This window comes from Streptomyces sp. SM10 (assembly GCF_002910915.1).
In the GTDB taxonomy this organism is placed as follows: domain Bacteria; phylum Actinomycetota; class Actinomycetes; order Streptomycetales; family Streptomycetaceae; genus Streptomyces.
This window is the reverse complement of the sequence record NZ_NEUF01000175.1, coordinates 1-16,052: the sequence shown is the minus strand read 5'-3', so window position 1 is coordinate 16,052 and position 16,052 is coordinate 1. Positions and strand designations below refer to the sequence as shown.

Annotated in this window: 11 protein-coding genes and 3 rRNA genes; 3 read left to right on the top strand and 11 right to left on the bottom strand. The window is 66.0% G+C overall.

The genetic code is table 11. The annotated features are described in order from the left end of the window. Positions 1-52 precede the first annotated feature (52 nt). From B9S57_RS28800 to B9S57_RS28790, 3 genes are all read left to right on the top strand, one after another. The gene (locus tag B9S57_RS28800) at positions 53-994 is read left to right on the top strand and encodes an HAD family phosphatase (protein WP_103760108.1); all 942 of its coding nucleotides are present in this window, start codon (positions 53-55) and stop codon (positions 992-994) included. A 388-nt stretch (positions 995-1,382) separates the two neighbouring features. After that, a complete protein-coding gene (locus B9S57_RS28795; protein WP_103760107.1) occupies positions 1,383-2,168 on the top strand; it encodes an ECF subfamily RNA polymerase sigma factor, BldN family in 786 nt (261 codons plus the stop codon). 209 nt (positions 2,169-2,377) lie between these two features. Continuing rightward, positions 2,378-3,574: a DUF5667 domain-containing protein gene (locus B9S57_RS28790; RefSeq protein WP_103760106.1), complete on the top strand. Its 1,197-nt coding sequence runs from the start codon at positions 2,378-2,380 to the stop codon at positions 3,572-3,574. Positions 3,575-3,651: 77 nt separating this feature from the next. Here the strand turns inward: B9S57_RS28790 and B9S57_RS28785 are convergent, their stop codons facing one another. The 11 genes from B9S57_RS28785 to B9S57_RS28735 form a co-directional block, all read right to left on the bottom strand. Beyond that, positions 3,652-4,701, bottom strand: coding sequence for a lysophospholipid acyltransferase family protein (locus B9S57_RS28785; RefSeq protein WP_103760105.1), 1,050 nt, complete (start codon positions 4,699-4,701; stop codon positions 3,652-3,654). 16 nt (positions 4,702-4,717) lie between these two features. Further along, positions 4,718-5,788, bottom strand: coding sequence for an NAD-dependent epimerase/dehydratase family protein (locus B9S57_RS28780; RefSeq protein WP_103760192.1), 1,071 nt, complete (start codon positions 5,786-5,788; stop codon positions 4,718-4,720). Positions 5,789-6,047: 259 nt separating this feature from the next. After that, positions 6,048-6,146 (bottom strand): 30S ribosomal protein bS22, encoded by a 99-nt coding sequence (locus tag B9S57_RS28775; protein ID WP_003948845.1) that lies wholly within the window; start codon positions 6,144-6,146, stop codon positions 6,048-6,050. Between the two features lie 110 nt (positions 6,147-6,256). After that, the gene (locus B9S57_RS28770) at positions 6,257-6,469 is read right to left on the bottom strand and encodes a helix-turn-helix domain-containing protein (RefSeq protein WP_014046653.1); all 213 of its coding nucleotides are present in this window, start codon (positions 6,467-6,469) and stop codon (positions 6,257-6,259) included. 127 nt (positions 6,470-6,596) lie between these two features. Beyond that, positions 6,597-7,412: a phosphatase gene (locus tag B9S57_RS28765; RefSeq protein ID WP_103760104.1), complete on the bottom strand. Its 816-nt coding sequence runs from the start codon at positions 7,410-7,412 to the stop codon at positions 6,597-6,599. A gap of 76 nt (positions 7,413-7,488) precedes the next feature. Further along, positions 7,489-8,661 carry an acetoin utilization protein AcuC gene (locus tag B9S57_RS28760; protein WP_103760103.1) on the bottom strand — a complete coding sequence of 391 codons (1,173 nt, stop codon included), beginning with the start codon at positions 8,659-8,661 and terminating at the stop codon, positions 7,489-7,491. After that, the gene (locus tag B9S57_RS28755; protein WP_181011515.1) at positions 8,630-9,832 is read right to left on the bottom strand and encodes an MFS transporter; all 1,203 of its coding nucleotides are present in this window, start codon (positions 9,830-9,832) and stop codon (positions 8,630-8,632) included. Before B9S57_RS28755 ends, B9S57_RS28760 begins: the two co-directional genes overlap by 32 nt. Positions 9,833-9,874: 42 nt before the next feature. After that, positions 9,875-10,522, bottom strand: coding sequence for an HAD family phosphatase (locus tag B9S57_RS28750; protein ID WP_103760102.1), 648 nt, complete (start codon positions 10,520-10,522; stop codon positions 9,875-9,877). A 72-nt stretch (positions 10,523-10,594) separates the two neighbouring features. Beyond that, positions 10,595-10,711, bottom strand: a 5S ribosomal RNA gene (rrf, locus tag B9S57_RS28745). A gap of 79 nt (positions 10,712-10,790) precedes the next feature. After that, a 23S ribosomal RNA gene (locus B9S57_RS28740) occupies positions 10,791-13,916 on the bottom strand. 303 nt (positions 13,917-14,219) lie between these two features. Then, a 16S ribosomal RNA gene (locus tag B9S57_RS28735) occupies positions 14,220-15,745 on the bottom strand. Together the 16S, 23S and 5S rRNA genes form the textbook arrangement of a ribosomal RNA operon. Between the last annotated feature and the right edge of the window lie 307 nt (positions 15,746-16,052).

Sequence of the window (16,052 nt, the reverse complement as noted above, 5' to 3'; positions counted from 1 at the left end):
GCCGCATCCCGCCGGGTCGGGAAGAGCCGAACAGAATGGCTATGCTCACGACATGGCCGCTCTTGGATGGCTCACCACCCGCAGGCGCCCCGCCACGGCACGCAGCGTGCTCGCAGGCGAGGCCGCAGCCGAAGCAGCGCGGAAGTCGGCACTCCCCACCGGCGCCGAAGAGCCGCCGGCCGCCTCCGAAGAGGCCGGGGAGCCCCCCTTCCCGGTGGCCGGGGACACCCGCGCCGCCGCCTTCTTCGACCTCGACAACACCGTGATGCAGGGCGCCGCGATCTTCCACTTCGGCCGCGGCCTGTACAAGCGGAAGTTCTTCCAGCGCCGCGAACTGACCAGGTTCGCCTGGCAGCAGGCCTGGTTCAGGCTGGCGGGCGTCGAGGACCCCGAGCACATGCAGGACGCCCGCGACAGCGCCCTGTCCATCGTCAAGGGCCACCGCGTCTCCGAGCTGATGTCCATCGGCGAGGAGATCTACGACGAGTACATGGCCGACCGCATCTGGCCCGGCACCCGCGCCCTGGCCCAGGCGCACCTCGACGCGGGACAGAAGGTCTGGCTGGTCACCGCCGCCCCGGTGGAGACCGCCACGATCATCGCCCGCCGCCTGGGCCTCACCGGCGCCCTCGGCACGGTCGCCGAGTCGGTCGACGGCGTCTACACCGGCCGGCTCGTCGGCGAACCCCTCCACGGCCCGGCCAAGGCCGAGGCGGTGCGCGCACTCGCGGCGGCCGAGGGACTGGACCTCGACCGGTGCGCGGCGTACAGCGACTCGCACAACGACATCCCGATGCTGTCCCTGGTCGGCCACCCGTACGCGATCAACCCGGACGCCAAGCTGCGCAAGCACGCCCGCTCCCTGGACTGGCGGCTGCGCGACTACCGCACCGGCCGCAAGGCGGCCAAGGTGGGCATCCCGGCCGCGGCGGGCGTCGGCGCCCTGGCCGGCGGCACGGCCGCCGCCGTGGCGCTCCACCGCCGCCGCCGCTGACCCTCCCCTTCACCACGCACCCCGCCCGCCCCGCCGTCCTCGCGCGGGGCGGAAAGCGGCACGCCCGGAGACGTACGGCCAATCGGGAGCGGAACAGCGGGCGGGGACACCCATCGCCCCGGCCAGTCGCGTTGCGTGCGGACGACCACAACCCGTCGCCGCCGCAGGCAGATCACGAAGCCATTCGATCAATAACCGGTCACGATGTGCCACTTGAACCGTCACTGAGAGGTTACGGAAGCGACGGAATCGGTGATTTGAGCAACTGGGTGTAGCACGGCCTGTACGAAGCGTTATTCTCCTCAGACGCACAAGGAGCCCGCCTCTCGCTACCACGAGTGACGGTTTTCGAACTGCACGTGATGGAAGCTCTGCCTCTGGGAGTCCCGTGTACCCACACGTCGGGGTTGACACCTCGGGCCTGGCTACGCTCCGCGCAACGGTCCTCGACCACTTGCGCGGCTTCGTCCCCACCGCGTACGCCGTCCCCCAATGTGCCACCCCTGTACCTGCCGGTCCTTGCTATGCGCTGGCCGAACGCAGCGCGGCCGTCGGAAGACGGAGCAACCGCGTCGCCGCGACCACCGCGTCGTCGGCTCCTGCCCGCCGGCCGGCAGCCGACAGCGACAGCGCGCGCATGATGGATCTCGTCGAGCGCGCGCAGGCCGGTGAGGCCGAGGCCTTCGGCCGCCTGTACGACCAGTACAGCGACACCGTGTACCGGTACATCTACTACCGCGTGGGAGGGAAGGCGACAGCGGAGGACCTGACCAGCGAGACGTTCCTGCGGGCGCTCCGCCGCATCTCCACCTTCACCTGGCAGGGCCGCGACTTCGGCGCCTGGCTGGTCACGATCGCTCGCAACCTGGTCGCCGACCACTTCAAATCCAGTCGTTTCCGGCTGGAAGTGACCACCGGCGAAATGCTCGACGCCAACGAGGTCGCGCGGAGCCCGGAGGACTCCGTCCTGGAGTCCCTCTCCAACGCCGCGCTGCTGCAAGCCGTACGACGGCTCAACCCGCAGCAGCAGGAGTGCGTGACCCTGAGATTCCTTCAGGGCCTCTCGGTCGCCGAGACCGCCCGGGTCATGGGAAAGAACGAGGGCGCGATCAAAACCTTGCAGTACAGAGCCGTGCGAACGCTCGCACGACTTCTGCCGGACGACGCCCGCTGACGTCACCATCCGTGACGTGTCCGTGACACGCTGATCGGATCATCCGCCGTCCGTAACCCAACTGCCGCGCCACTCGTTGTGCCGGATGCAGGCCCCCTGTCGCCGCACCAGGCCGTTTCCACTCGCTCGATCGTGTGGAAACGCCTCCGGTGGGCAACCTTCCGGACCCTCAGGGGAGTCGACCGTCATGACGAGAGGAGGTGCCGCCAGTGATCGCAAACGTTTCGGCACACCGGCGGGCGAACGCCTTCGCCCAGGCCCTGGAGGAGCAGTCCCCCCAGGGTGAGGCGGCCGTACAGCCCGAGGACCCGGCCCCACCGGCCGACCACGGAACGCTGTTGGCCCTGGCGAACGGCCTCGGTGAGCTACCGGCGCCGGAATTCGATCCCGAGGTCAAAGTGGTGCAGCGAGCCCAGCTCGTCGCGGCCATGGAGACCATGTTCGCCGAAGGCGGTGCGCCCACCGGCCCTACGGTGCCCGAGCAACGGAGCAAGGGAGCCCACCGGGCCTCCCCGATCCGGAGGCTGCGCCCCCGCTCCCGCTGGGCGAAGGGTCTCACCGCGGGCGGGCTCACCGTCGGTGTGGCCGCGGGAGCATTCGGCGGAGTGGCAGCCGCCAGTTCCGACGCCCTGCCGGGTGATTCCCTCTACCCGCTCAAACGCGGGATGGAGGACATCAGCCTCGGCATGGCCGACGGCGACGCCGACCGGGGCGAGGCCTATCTCGACCAGGCCTCGACCCGCCTCAGCGAAGCCCGCCGGCTGATGGAGCGTGGACGCGCGGGCGAGATGGACCACGAATCGATCGGCGAGGTCAGGCGCGCCCTCGACAGCGTGACCCACGACGCCACCGAGGGCCACCGCCTGCTCCACACCGCCTACCAGCGCGACGGAGCCATCGGCCCGATCCAGACCCTGGACTCCTTCTCCCGCTCGCACCGCGCGGGCTGGAGCAGCCTCCGCGAGCGGCTGCCCGTCCAGCTGACCGACGTGGGCGACAAGGTCAGTTCCGTCTTCGAGGCCATGGACCAGGAGGTCGCACCGCTGAAGTCCCTGCTGCCCCGCACACCGGACACCGGCGGGGACGCACCACCGGCAGGCTCCCCGCGGGAGGACGACGACTCCACGGCCCCCGGCCGCAGGGCGCCTTCCTCCTCCGCGGCCCCGCACGACAGCGCGTCCACCAGCACCGCACCGAAGCCGTCCGGCTCCGACAGCAGTCCGGCGGACGGCCTGCTCGACGGCGGCACGGACGGCCTGCTCGACGACCTCCCGACGGACGGCACCACCCCGTCGTCCCCGGGCGGCACCTCCGGCACGTCCCCCGCGCCGGACGTCACCCTGCCGCCGCTGCTCCCGGGCCTGCTGCCCGGTCTGGGCATCGACGGCGAGGACGTCGAGCCGTAGGGCGACCCCACGGAGGAAGGGAGGGGCCGTCCTGACCGGACAGCCCCTCCCTTCCTCCGTGGGCGACCCGGCGCCCGTCAGAAGAAGACCGACCTGCGCTGCACCAGCAGCTTGTACAGGGTGTGCTGGATCTGCTCCCGCACCTGGTCCGTCAGGTTGAACATCAGCATCGGGTCCTCCGCCGCCTCCGGCGGATACCCGTCCGTGGGGATCGGCTCCCCGAACTGGATCGTCCACTTCGTCGGGAGCGGCAGCATCCCCAGCGGCCCCAGCCACGGAAACGTCGGCGTGACCGGGAAGTACGGAACGCCCAGCACCCGCGCGAGCGTCTTCGAGTTCCCGATCATCGGGTAGATCTCCTCCGCGCCCACGATCGAGCACGGCACGATCGGCACCCCGGCCCGCAGCGCCGTCGACACGAAGCCGCCCCGGCCGAAACGCTGCAGCTTGTACCGCTCGCCGAACGGCTTCCCGATCCCCTTGAAGCCCTCCGGCATCACCCCGACGACCTCACCGGCCTGCAGGAGCCGCTCCGCGTCCTCCGCGCACGCCAGGGTGTGCCCGGCCTTCCTCGCCAGTTCGTTGACCACCGGGAGCATGAAGACCAGGTCGGCCGCGAGCAGCCGCAGATGCCGCTCGGCCGGGTGGTTGTCGTGCACCGCGACCTGGAGCATCAGCCCGTCCAGCGGCAGCGTCCCGGAGTGGTTGGCCACGATGAGCGCACCACCGTCGGACGGGATGTTCTCGATGCCCTTGACCTCGACCCGGAAGTACGTGTCCGCCAGCGGCCTCAGCATCGACATGAGGACCTGGTCGGTCAGCTCCTTGTCGTACCCGAACTCGTCGACGTCGTAATCCCCCGTGAGCCTGCGCCGCAGAAACGCGAGCCCGCCCGCGATCCGCCGGTCCCAGCCGCTCACCGGCCCCGCCCCCTCGTCGCGCGAGGGGGCACCTGCGGCCTCAGCGGCCCCTTCCGGCACCTGACCGCCCGGCAGTGCGCTGACGGGCGCGGGGGCGGCCGACGCGGGCGCCTGGACCCGCCCTCCGCCCGGCAGCAGACCTCTGCGCCGCCCCGCACCGGAGCGCGAGCGGTCGTCGTCGAAGGGAATGACCTTGGCGTCCGCCATCGTCGGTCGCGCTCCTCTACCTGGCGCCGTGAGTCGAATGTGTCCTGCGGGCCGGCCCGCCGCCGATCGGCAGCTCCGCCAGCCTGCCGACGGCCCTGCCCACCCGCTCGGGCGGCAGCAGCCCCGGCCCCCTGCTCCGCGCGAACTCCGCGAACGTCTCGGCCGTGGTGAATCCCGGCCGGAAACCCAGCGTCTCCCGCATCTGCACGGTCGAGACCACCCTGCCGTGGGTGAGCAGGCGGATCTGCTCCGGCGAGAAGTCCGTCATACCGATCGTACGGAGCGCCGATCCCACCCAGGTCACGGCCGGCAGCAACACCGGGACGGTCGGCCGCCCCAGGCGCCGCGCGCACTGCGAGAGCAGCAGCACACCGTCGCCGGCGATGTTGAACGTGCCGCTGTTCAGCGTGCCGCGCCGCGGTTCACGCGCGGCGATCTCCAGTACGTCGACGACGTCGTCCTCGTGCACGAACTGCAGCCGGGGGTCGTACCCGAGGACCGTCGGCAGGACCGGAAGCGTCAGGTAGTCGGCGAGCGGCGAGTCCGGCTCGGGTCCCAGGATGTTCGCGAACCTCAGCACGCACACGGCCACGTCGGGCCTGCGTCGCGCGAAGCCTCGGACATAGCCCTCGACCTCCACCGCGTCCTTGGCGAACCCGCCGCTGGGCAGGGACTTGGGGGAGGTCGTCTCGGTGAAGACCGCCGGGTCGCGGGGGGCGGAGCCGTAGACGTTCGTGCTCGACTTCACCACCAGCCGCTGCACGGACGGGGACTTCTGGCACGCACCGAGCAGCTGCATCGTGCCGATGACGTTGGTCTCCTTGACCGTCGTCCGGCCACCCGCGCCGAGCGCCTTCGCGGACACGTCCAGATGGACGACCGTGTCGACGGAGTACTCGGCGAGGATCCGGGCGATCGCCGACTGCCGGATGTCCGCGAGGACGAACTCGGCGTCACCCAGCTGATGCGCGGGCGCCACCGCGTCCAGGGCGATCACCCGGTCCACACCGGGATCACGCTGGATACGCCGCACGAAACGGCCTCCCAGCTGCCGGGCCGCACCTGTGACGAGCACGATCTTCCCCAAGATCAGCGCCTTCCGTCGATCGTTCACCGGACGGGGTGTTCCCCTGGCCGTCACCGTAGTCGGTGGATGTTGCCCTGTGATGACCCCAGGCGGGCTTTACCGAACCGATGGCGGGAATACCACCGGAACCGCCGCACGGGCGGACAGCCGGGCACAGGCCCCGCGACCGCCCGACGAGCGCGGAACACCGCCCCCGGAACGCACCGAGGCCCTCCCGCCATGACGACGGGAGGGCCTCGGTCTCACGAACTGCGTTCGCCTACTTCTTGTTGCGACGCTGAACGCGCGTGCGCTTGAGCAGCTTGCGGTGCTTCTTCTTGGCCATCCGCTTGCGCCGCTTCTTGATAACAGAGCCCACGACTACCCTCGCTCACTTCTTCTTCACTGGTGCGGGGCGTCTGGGCCCACACGACCTACGTCGGCCTAGCCTACCCGCCACCGGGTGAGGGACGTAATCCGAGGGCAACGTCAGGCCGACTCCACCCCCACGAAGGACTCACGAAGGTACTCGTGAACCGCTTGCTCCGGGACCCGGAAGGACCTTCCCACCCTGATCGCCGGCAGATGACCGCTGTGCACCAAGCGGTACACGGTCATCTTCGACACCCTCATGACCGAGGCGACTTCCGCCACGGTCAGAAACTTGACCTCGTTGAGAGGCCTCTCGCTGCCAGCAGCCATGACCCACCTGTACCTTCCGCACGAGACGCGCACCGGCTTCCCCTCCGGTGACTCTTCGTCGTTGTGCGCTCACTCCCCAGATTAGGGGCGGGTGATGCAGTGGGGAAGAGGTGAGGCGATCGGCCGCCTACTGTGACAGAGCAGCCCGATTGAGTACATACCGAGCGAGAGGCCGGTAGTGGTCCGCGTGCACACCGTCATCAAGCGGAACGGCGACGGACACCCGCCCCTCCGCCTCACCCACGAACACCGCGGGGTCGTCCGTGTCCGCCAGCCCGATGGCCTCGATGCCCAGCTGACCTGCCCCGCAGACCCACCCGTGGTCCCCGACCACCAGCTCGGGCAGCACCCCCCGGGCGTCCACCGCCTCCTCCAGGGCGGCCCGGACCGGCAGCGGCGAGTGGGTGTGTGCGCCGGTGGCACTCCCCGGAACCCGCACGCCCGGTTCGCGCACCAGCGCGACGCCGTGTACGTAGTCGAGGTTGTACGTACGTACGCCGAACCGGGTCGTCATGTCGACACATCGCCCCTGCGCGGGGGTGAGTACCGCGCACCCGGCCGCCGACAAAGCGTCTGTCAGACCGGCGTAGAACCCGAGCAGCCGGTGCGGATGCCCGGTGCCGAACAGCACCGGAGACCGCCTCTCCGCAGCTCCCGCGATCCGCTCCGCGAACGCGTCCAGAGCGGCCAGGGTCCGCTCCGGATCGATCACATCCGGCCCTGACACATGATCAGGATCTCCCGACACACCGCACTTGTCCGCCATCAGCCGCAGCAGGTCACGCTCCCCCCATGCACGGTCCGGATCGAGTCCGAGCATCACCCGGGGGTCCCTCGCCGCGAACAGCCGGTACCTCCGCAGGCTCGTCTCCCGCGGCGTGGCCACGGGCCCGGCCAGCCGGGCTGCCAGCAGATGAGCGCGCAGCGCTCCGGTGCTCAACACCCTCCCGATGCTGCCGCACCGGCAGCGCCCCCGTGCCGGAACCCCGATACCGACCCACCGTTGGCGTAACCCTTCCTCAGGCCAGCAGCCCCCGCAGCGGGAACGCCGAGCGCCGCGTCGCCAGCACGGCCTGGTCCAGCCGGTCCGCCGGGTCGTAGCCGTCCTCCCACGGCTTCCACATCGGCGTACGGCCGTCCGTCATCCGCGCCGGACCCAACTGCCGCGTACGGGCGTAGACCTCGTCCCGCCACGACGACGGAATCACCGACTCCGGGTCCACCGGGGCGTGGGCGGCGATCCCCACGAGATGGGTCCAGGAGCGCGGCACCACATCCACCACCGCGTAACCGCCTCCGCCGAGCGCCACCCACCGCCCTTCCTCCGCGTAGGCGTGGGCCAGCTCGTGGCAGGCCTCCATGACGGCCCGCTGGGCGTCCAGGGACACCGCGAGATGCGCCAGCGGATCCTCGAAGTGCGTATCCGCACCGTGCTGGGTCACCAGCACCTGCGGCCGGAAGTCCTCCAGCAGCTCAGGCACCACCGCGTGGAACGCCCGCAGCCACCCCGCGTCACCCGTACCGGCCGGCAGCGCCACGTTCACCGCGCTGCCCTCGCCCGCCCCGGACCCCGTCTCCTCGGGCCACCCCGTCTGCGGGAACAGCGTCCGCGGGTGCTCGTGCAGCGACACGGTCAGCACCCGGGGATCCTCACGGAACGCCGCCTCCACCCCGTCGCCGTGGTGGACGTCCACATCCACGTACGCCACGCGCTCCGCGCCCAGCTCCAGCAGCCGGGCGATGGCGAGGGCGGGATCGTTGTACACGCAGAAGCCCGATGCGCTCCCGGGCATCGCGTGGTGCAGTCCGCCGGTGAAGTTCACGGCGTGCGCGCTCCTCCCGCGCCACACCGCCTCCGCGGCTCCCACCGAGAGCCCCGCGATGAGCGCGGACGCCTCGTGCATCCCCGCGAAGGCCGGATCGTCGACGGTCCCGAGCCCGTACGCCTGGTCGGCGGACCCCGGATCGGCCGACGCCGCCCGGACGGCCGCCACGTAGTCCTGCCGGTGCACCAGCCGCAGCGTGGAGTCCCCGGCGGACTTGGCCGAGCTGACGTCCACCGACCCGTCCAGGCCGAACGCCCGCACCAGCCCCATCGTCAGGGCGAGTCTGACCGGATCCATGGGGTGACTGGACCCGAAGTCGTATCCCGTTACTGCCTCATCCCACATCAGCTGCGCGCGCCCGCTCATGCCCGCCACCGTATCGGGCGGGTTCCGCGCCGAACGACCGGGCGTACACGAGCGTCGCGAGGACGAGCACCATGGGCACCAGCATCGCGCCTCGGTAGCTCCAGGCGTCCCCGAGCGCCCCCACGAGCGGCGACCCGACGAGGAAGCCCACGTAGTTGAAGACGTTCAGCCGGGCGACGGCCACATCGCTCGCCCCGGGGAACATCCTCCCCGCCGCGGCGAAGGTCTGCGGCACGATCACGCACAGCCCGAGCCCCAGCAGCGTGAAGCCGAACATCCCCCACCAGGCCCCGGGCGCCAACGCCACCACCGCGAACCCTGCGGCGGCCAGCACACTGCCACCCCGCACCACCGCGACCGCCCCGAACCGCCGCACCCCCAGGTCCCCGACGGCCCGCCCCAGCAACGTCGTCACCATGTAGACGTTGTACGGAACCGTCGCCAGCTGCTCCGAGCTGCCCAGCACGTCCTGCAGATACTTCGCGCTCCAGTTGGAGACCGTCGAGTCCCCGATGTACGCGAACGCCATCACCATGCAGAGCGGCAGCAGCAGCCTGAACGGCACCGACGCTCCCTGTGCGGGCTCCGCCTCCACCGCGCCCGCGCCGCTCCTGCCCTCCGCGTACCACCGGCTCCCGATCAGGGCCGCGGGCAGCAGGACGGCCACCGCCGGGAGATAGGACACCAGCAGCGAGAGATCCCAGTGCGCGCCCGCCCACGCCATCGAGGCCCCGGCGATCCCGCCCAGGCTGTACGCCGCGTGGAACCCGAGCATGATGCTCCGGCCGTACGCCCGCTGGAGGCTGACGCCCATCATGTTCATCGACGCGTCCAGAGCCCCGACCGCCAGGCCGAAGACCCCGAGCGCAAGAGCCACCTGCCAGACCTCGCTGCCGGCGCCCACGCCCAGCAGCGCCAGCATCACGACGGGCTGCGCCCACCTGAGCACGACTCCGGGACGCACCCGCGCGACCACCTTCTCGGTGACCACACTGGCGACCCCCGCCAGGACAGGCACCGCGGCCAGGAAGGCGGGCAGCAGCCCGTCGGATATCCCGTACCGGTCCTGGATGGCGGGGATGCGCGTCACGAGCAGCGCAAAGGTCACCCCCTGCACCAGGAAGCTCAGCGCCAGGGAGGCTCTGCCGTACCGCAACCGCGCATCCGTCATGGCCGCGAGCGTAGAGCCCTGGTCTACCGCTGGGTAGATCGATCAGGCGAGAAGTTTGGGGAGCTGGGACATGTCGGAGAAGTGCCCGGTGACGCCGACGAGCCGGTCCGCCGGCATCATCGAGGTGAAGCCGTACACGTCCATCCCGGCGGCCCGGGCTGCCTCGACGCCGAGGGGGCTGTCCTCGATCACGACGCACCTCTCGGGGGCGACGCCCATCCGTTCGGCGGCGTGGAGGAACAGGTCCGGGGCCGGCTTCCCCCGCCCCACGTCCTCGGAGCTGAAGATCCACTCGTCCTCGAACCACTGGTCGAGCCCGGTGTTCAGGTGCCCTGCCGCGATCTTCTGGTGGCTTCCGGACGAGGCGACGCAGTACGCGACCCCGTCGGCGACGAGGCCGCCGAGCAGATCGTGGACCCCGTCGACCGCGGCCAGCCTCTCCTGCTGGAACACGGAGAGGGTCCGCCGGTGGAGCTCCTCGTCGAAGTCCGCGGGGAGCTTCTGGCCGGTCCGCTCCTCCACGAGGTCGTGGACCCGGTGGATCGCGGCCCCCATGTAGTCGCGGAGGGACTCCTCGTACGAGGTGGGGTGGCCGAGCTCGGTGAGGTAGCCGGCCAGCACGGTGTTGGAGATCGGCTCACTGTCGACGAGCACGCCGTCGTTGTCGAAGATGACCAGTTCGTAGCGCATGGTTCGACCCTAGACGCTCCGAACGCAGAAAAGCCCCGTGCCACAAGGGCACGGGGCTTTCCCGGAATAATTGTTCGGCGGCGTCCTACTCTCCCACAGGGTCCCCCCTGCAGTACCATCGGCGCTGAAAGGCTTAGCTTCCGGGTTCGGAATGTAACCGGGCGTTTCCCTAACGCAATGACCACCGAAACACTATGAAATTAACCAACACCGGAACACAACACGGCCGTTCGTTATTTCAGAACTAACACAGTGGACGCGAGCAACTGAGGACAAGCCCTCGGCCTATTAGTACCAGTCAGCTCCACCCGTTACCGGGCTTCCACATCTGGCCTATCAACCCAGTCGTCTACTGGGAGCCTTAACCACTCAAGGTGGTGGGAATACTCATCTCGAAGCAGGCTTCCCGCTTAGATGCTTTCAGCGGTTATCCTTTCCGAACGTAGCCAACCAGCCATGCCCTTGGCAGGACAACTGGCACACCAGAGGTTCGTCCGTCCCGGTCCTCTCGTACTAGGGACAGCCCTTCTCAATATTCCTACGCGCACAGCGGATAGGGACCGAACTGTCTCACGACGTTCTAAACCCAGCTCGCGTACCGCTTTAATGGGCGAACAGCCCAACCCTTGGGACCGACTCCAGCCCCAGGATGCGACGAGCCGACATCGAGGTGCCAAACCATCCCGTCGATATGGACTCTTGGGGAAGATCAGCCTGTTATCCCCGGGGTACCTTTTATCCGTTGAGCGACAGCGCTTCCACAAGCCACTGCCGGATCACTAGTCCCGACTTTCGTCCCTGCTCGACCCGTCGGTCTCACAGTCAAGCTCCCTTGTGCACTTACACTCAACACCTGATTGCCAACCAGGCTGAGGGAACCTTTGGGCGCCTCCGTTACTCTTTAGGAGGCAACCGCCCCAGTTAAACTACCCATCAGACACTGTCCCTGATCCGGATCACGGACCCAGGTTAGACATCCAGCACGACCAGAGTGGTATTTCAACGACGACTCCACAACCACTGGCGTGGCCGCTTCAAAGTCTCCCACCTATCCTACACAAGCCGAACCGAACACCAATATCAAACTATAGTAAAGGTCCCGGGGTCTTTCCGTCCTGCTGCGCGAAACGAGCATCTTTACTCGTAGTGCAATTTCACCGGGCCTATGGTTGAGACAGTCGAGAAGTCGTTACGCCATTCGTGCAGGTCGGAACTTACCCGACAAGGAATTTCGCTACCTTAGGATGGTTATAGTTACCACCGCCGTTTACTGGCGCTTAAGTTCTCAGCTTCGCACACCCGAAAGTGCACTAACCGGTCCCCTTAACGTTCCAGCACCGGGCAGGCGTCAGTCCGTATACATCGCCTTACGGCTTCGCACGGACCTGTGTTTTTAGTAAACAGTCGCTTCTCGCTGGTCTCTGCGGCCACCCCCAGCTCACCGAGTAAATCGGATCACCAGTGATGGCCCCCCTTCTCCCGAAGTTACGGGGGCATTTTGCCGAGTTCCTTAACCATAGTTCACCCGAACGCCTCGGTATTCTCTACCTGACTACCTGAGTCGGTTTAGGGTACGGGCCGCCATGAAACTCGCTAGAGGCTTTTCTCGACAGCATAGGATCATCCACTTCACCACAATCGGCTCGGCATCAGGTCTCAGCCTTAATGTGTGACGGATTTACCTACCACACGGCCTACACCCTTACCCCGGGAACAACCATCGCCCGGGTTGGACTACCTTCCTGCGTCACCCCATCGCTTACCTAGTACAAGTCTGGTTCGTCGGCTCCACCACTACCCTCAACTCCGAAGAGATCGGGCCGGCTTCACGGACTTAGCATCGCCTGATTCAGTATTGGGCGTTTCAAAGCGGGTACCGGAATATCAACCGGTTGTCCATCGACTACGCCTGTCGGCCTCGCCTTAGGTCCCGACTTACCCTGGGCAGATCAGCTTGACCCAGGAACCCTTAGTCAATCGGCGCACACGTTTCTCACGTGTGTATCGCTACTCATGCCTGCATTCTCACTCGTGAACCGTCCACAACTCGCTTCCGCGGCTGCTTCACCCGGCACACGACGCTCCCCTACCCATCCATACTCCCGTTGAGGATATGTGTATGAATGACACGACTTCGGCGGTACGCTTGAGCCCCGCTACATTGTCGGCGCGGAATCACTTGACCAGTGAGCTATTACGCACTCTTTCAAGGGTGGCTGCTTCTAAGCCAACCTCCTGGTTGTCTCTGCGACTCCACATCCTTTCCCACTTAGCGTACGCTTAGGGGCCTTAGTCGATGCTCTGGGCTGTTTCCCTCTCGACCATGGAGCTTATCCCCCACAGTCTCACTGCCGTGCTCTCACTTACCGGCATTCGGAGTTTGGCTAAGGTCAGTAACCCGGTAGGGCCCATCGCCTATCCAGTGCTCTACCTCCGGCAAGAAACACACGACGCTGCACCTAAATGCATTTCGGGGAGAACCAGCTATCACGGAGTTTGATTGGCCTTTCACCCCTAACCACAGGTCATCCCCCAGGTTTTCAACCCTGGTGGGTTCGGTCCTCCACGAAGTCTTACCTCCGCTTCAACCTGCCCATGGCTAGATCACTCCGCTTCGGGTCTAGAGCGTGCAACTCAATCGCCCTATTCGGACTCGCTTTCGCTACGGCTTCCCCACACGGGTTAACCTCGCTACACACCGCTAACTCGCAGGCTCATTCTTCAAAAGGCACGCAGTCACGACTGCATGTGCAAGCACATACAGCGACGCTCCCACGGCTTGTAGGCACACGGTTTCAGGTACTATTTCACTCCGCTCCCGCGGTACTTTTCACCATTCCCTCACGGTACTATCCGCTATCGGTCACCAGGGAATATTTAGGCTTAGCGGGTGGTCCCGCCAGATTCACACGGGATTTCTCGGGCCCCGTGCTACTTGGGTGGTTCTCAAGCAAGCCGTTGATGTTTCAGCTACGGGGGTCTTACCCTCTACGCCGGACCTTTCGCATGTCCTTCGCCTACACCAACGGTTTCTGACTTGCCGACCAATCGGCAGATTGATCAAGAGAACTCCCACAACCCCGCATGCGCAACCCCTGCCGGGTATCACACGCATACGGTTTGGCCTCATCCAGTTTCGCTCGCCACTACTCCCGGAATCACGGTTGTTTTCTCTTCCTGCGGGTACTGAGATGTTTCACTTCCCCGCGTTCCCTCCACACTGCCTATGTGTTCAGCAGCGGGTGACAGCCCATGACGACTGCCGGGTTTCCCCATTCGGAAACCCCCGGATCAAAGCTTGGTTGACAGCTCCCCGGGGACTATCGTGGCCTCCCACGTCCTTCATCGGTTCCTGGTGCCAAGGCATCCACCGTGCGCCCTTAAAAACTTGGCCACAGATGCTCGCGTCCACTGTGCAGTTCTCAAACAACGACCAGCCACCCATCACCCCACCCTTACAGGCGAGTTCACTGGGGCCGGCAACCAAAGGGACAGACTCAAACGAGCCCGTACCTTCAGATACCCAACAGCGTGCCCGACCCGACCGATCCATTCTCACTTTCCACGCCGAAGCAGTACTCGCAAAAACAACCTGTCGTGCCGAATAGTCAACGTTCCACCCATGAGCAACCACCGTCGAACATTTGCCGACGAAATGGCCTCTGGATTCCCCGAAGAGAATCTAGATGCTCCTTAGAAAGGAGGTGATCCAGCCGCACCTTCCGGTACGGCTACCTTGTTACGACTTCGTCCCAATCGCCAGTCCCACCTTCGACAGCTCCCTCCCACAAGGGGTTGGGCCACCGGCTTCGGGTGTTACCGACTTTCGTGACGTGACGGGCGGTGTGTACAAGGCCCGGGAACGTATTCACCGCAGCAATGCTGATCTGCGATTACTAGCAACTCCGACTTCATGGGGTCGAGTTGCAGACCCCAATCCGAACTGAGACCGGCTTTTTGAGATTCGCTCCGCCTCGCGGCATCGCAGCTCATTGTACCGGCCATTGTAGCACGTGTGCAGCCCAAGACATAAGGGGCATGATGACTTGACGTCGTCCCCACCTTCCTCCGAGTTGACCCCGGCAGTCTCCTGTGAGTCCCCATCACCCCGAAGGGCATGCTGGCAACACAGAACAAGGGTTGCGCTCGTTGCGGGACTTAACCCAACATCTCACGACACGAGCTGACGACAGCCATGCACCACCTGTATACCGACCACAAGGGGGGCACCATCTCTGATGCTTTCCGGTATATGTCAAGCCTTGGTAAGGTTCTTCGCGTTGCGTCGAATTAAGCCACATGCTCCGCTGCTTGTGCGGGCCCCCGTCAATTCCTTTGAGTTTTAGCCTTGCGGCCGTACTCCCCAGGCGGGGAACTTAATGCGTTAGCTGCGGCACCGACGACGTGGAATGTCGCCAACACCTAGTTCCCAACGTTTACGGCGTGGACTACCAGGGTATCTAATCCTGTTCGCTCCCCACGCTTTCGCTCCTCAGCGTCAGTAATGGCCCAGAGATCCGCCTTCGCCACCGGTGTTCCTCCTGATATCTGCGCATTTCACCGCTACACCAGGAATTCCGATCTCCCCTACCACACTCTAGCTAGCCCGTATCGAATGCAGACTCGGGGTTAAGCCCCGAGCTTTCACATCCGACGTGACAAGCCGCCTACGAGCTCTTTACGCCCAATAATTCCGGACAACGCTTGCGCCCTACGTATTACCGCGGCTGCTGGCACGTAGTTAGCCGGCGCTTCTTCTGCAGGTACCGTCACTTTCGCTTCTTCCCTGCTGAAAGAGGTTTACAACCCGAAGGCCGTCATCCCTCACGCGGCGTCGCTGCATCAGGCTTTCGCCCATTGTGCAATATTCCCCACTGCTGCCTCCCGTAGGAGTCTGGGCCGTGTCTCAGTCCCAGTGTGGCCGGTCGCCCTCTCAGGCCGGCTACCCGTCGTCGCCTTGGTAGGCCATTACCCCACCAACAAGCTGATAGGCCGCGGGCTCATCCTTCACCGCCGGAGCTTTTAACCCCGCCCCATGAGGGACAGAGTGTTATCCGGTATTAGACCCCGTTTCCAGGGCTTGTCCCAGAGTGAAGGGCAGATTGCCCACGTGTTACTCACCCGTTCGCCACTAATCCACCCCGAAGGGCTTCATCGTTCGACTTGCATGTGTTAAGCACGCCGCCAGCGTTCGTCCTGAGCCAGGATCAAACTCTCCGTGAATGTTTTCCCGTAATCGGGATCACAACACGAGAGCGGAACGACCAGGTCGGAATATGACCGGTCGTTCACAGCGTCCTCGCTGTTGTTGCCTACCGGACCGTGAAGGGCCGGCAGGACTTTTCAAAGGAACCACCAACCTGCCGAAGCAGGCCGGGGTATCAACATATCTGGCGTTGACTTTTGGCACGCTGTTGAGTTCTCAAGGAACGGACGCTTCCTTCGGTCCCGTTTCACCGGGCCCCTCCGGGCGCTTCCCTTCGTTCTTGCGTTTCCGACTCTATCAGACTCTTTCGTGTCCGATTCCCGG

Excerpts from the sequence above, each read along its gene's own strand:
- B9S57_RS28750 (WP_103760102.1), bottom strand. The coding sequence starts at position 10,522 with ATGCGCTACGAACTGGTCATCTTCGACAACGACGGCGTGCTCGTCGAC.
- B9S57_RS28800 (WP_103760108.1), top strand. The coding sequence starts at position 53 with ATGGCCGCTCTTGGATGGCTCACCACCCGCAGGCGCCCCGCCACGGCA.
- B9S57_RS28770 (WP_014046653.1), bottom strand. The coding sequence starts at position 6,469 with ATGGCTGCTGGCAGCGAGAGGCCTCTCAACGAGGTCAAGTTTCTGACC.
- B9S57_RS28760 (WP_103760103.1), bottom strand. The coding sequence starts at position 8,661 with ATGAGCGGGCGCGCGCAGCTGATGTGGGATGAGGCAGTAACGGGATAC.
- B9S57_RS28755 (WP_181011515.1), bottom strand. The coding sequence starts at position 9,832 with ATGACGGATGCGCGGTTGCGGTACGGCAGAGCCTCCCTGGCGCTGAGC.
- B9S57_RS28785 (WP_103760105.1), bottom strand. The coding sequence starts at position 4,701 with ATGGCGGACGCCAAGGTCATTCCCTTCGACGACGACCGCTCGCGCTCC.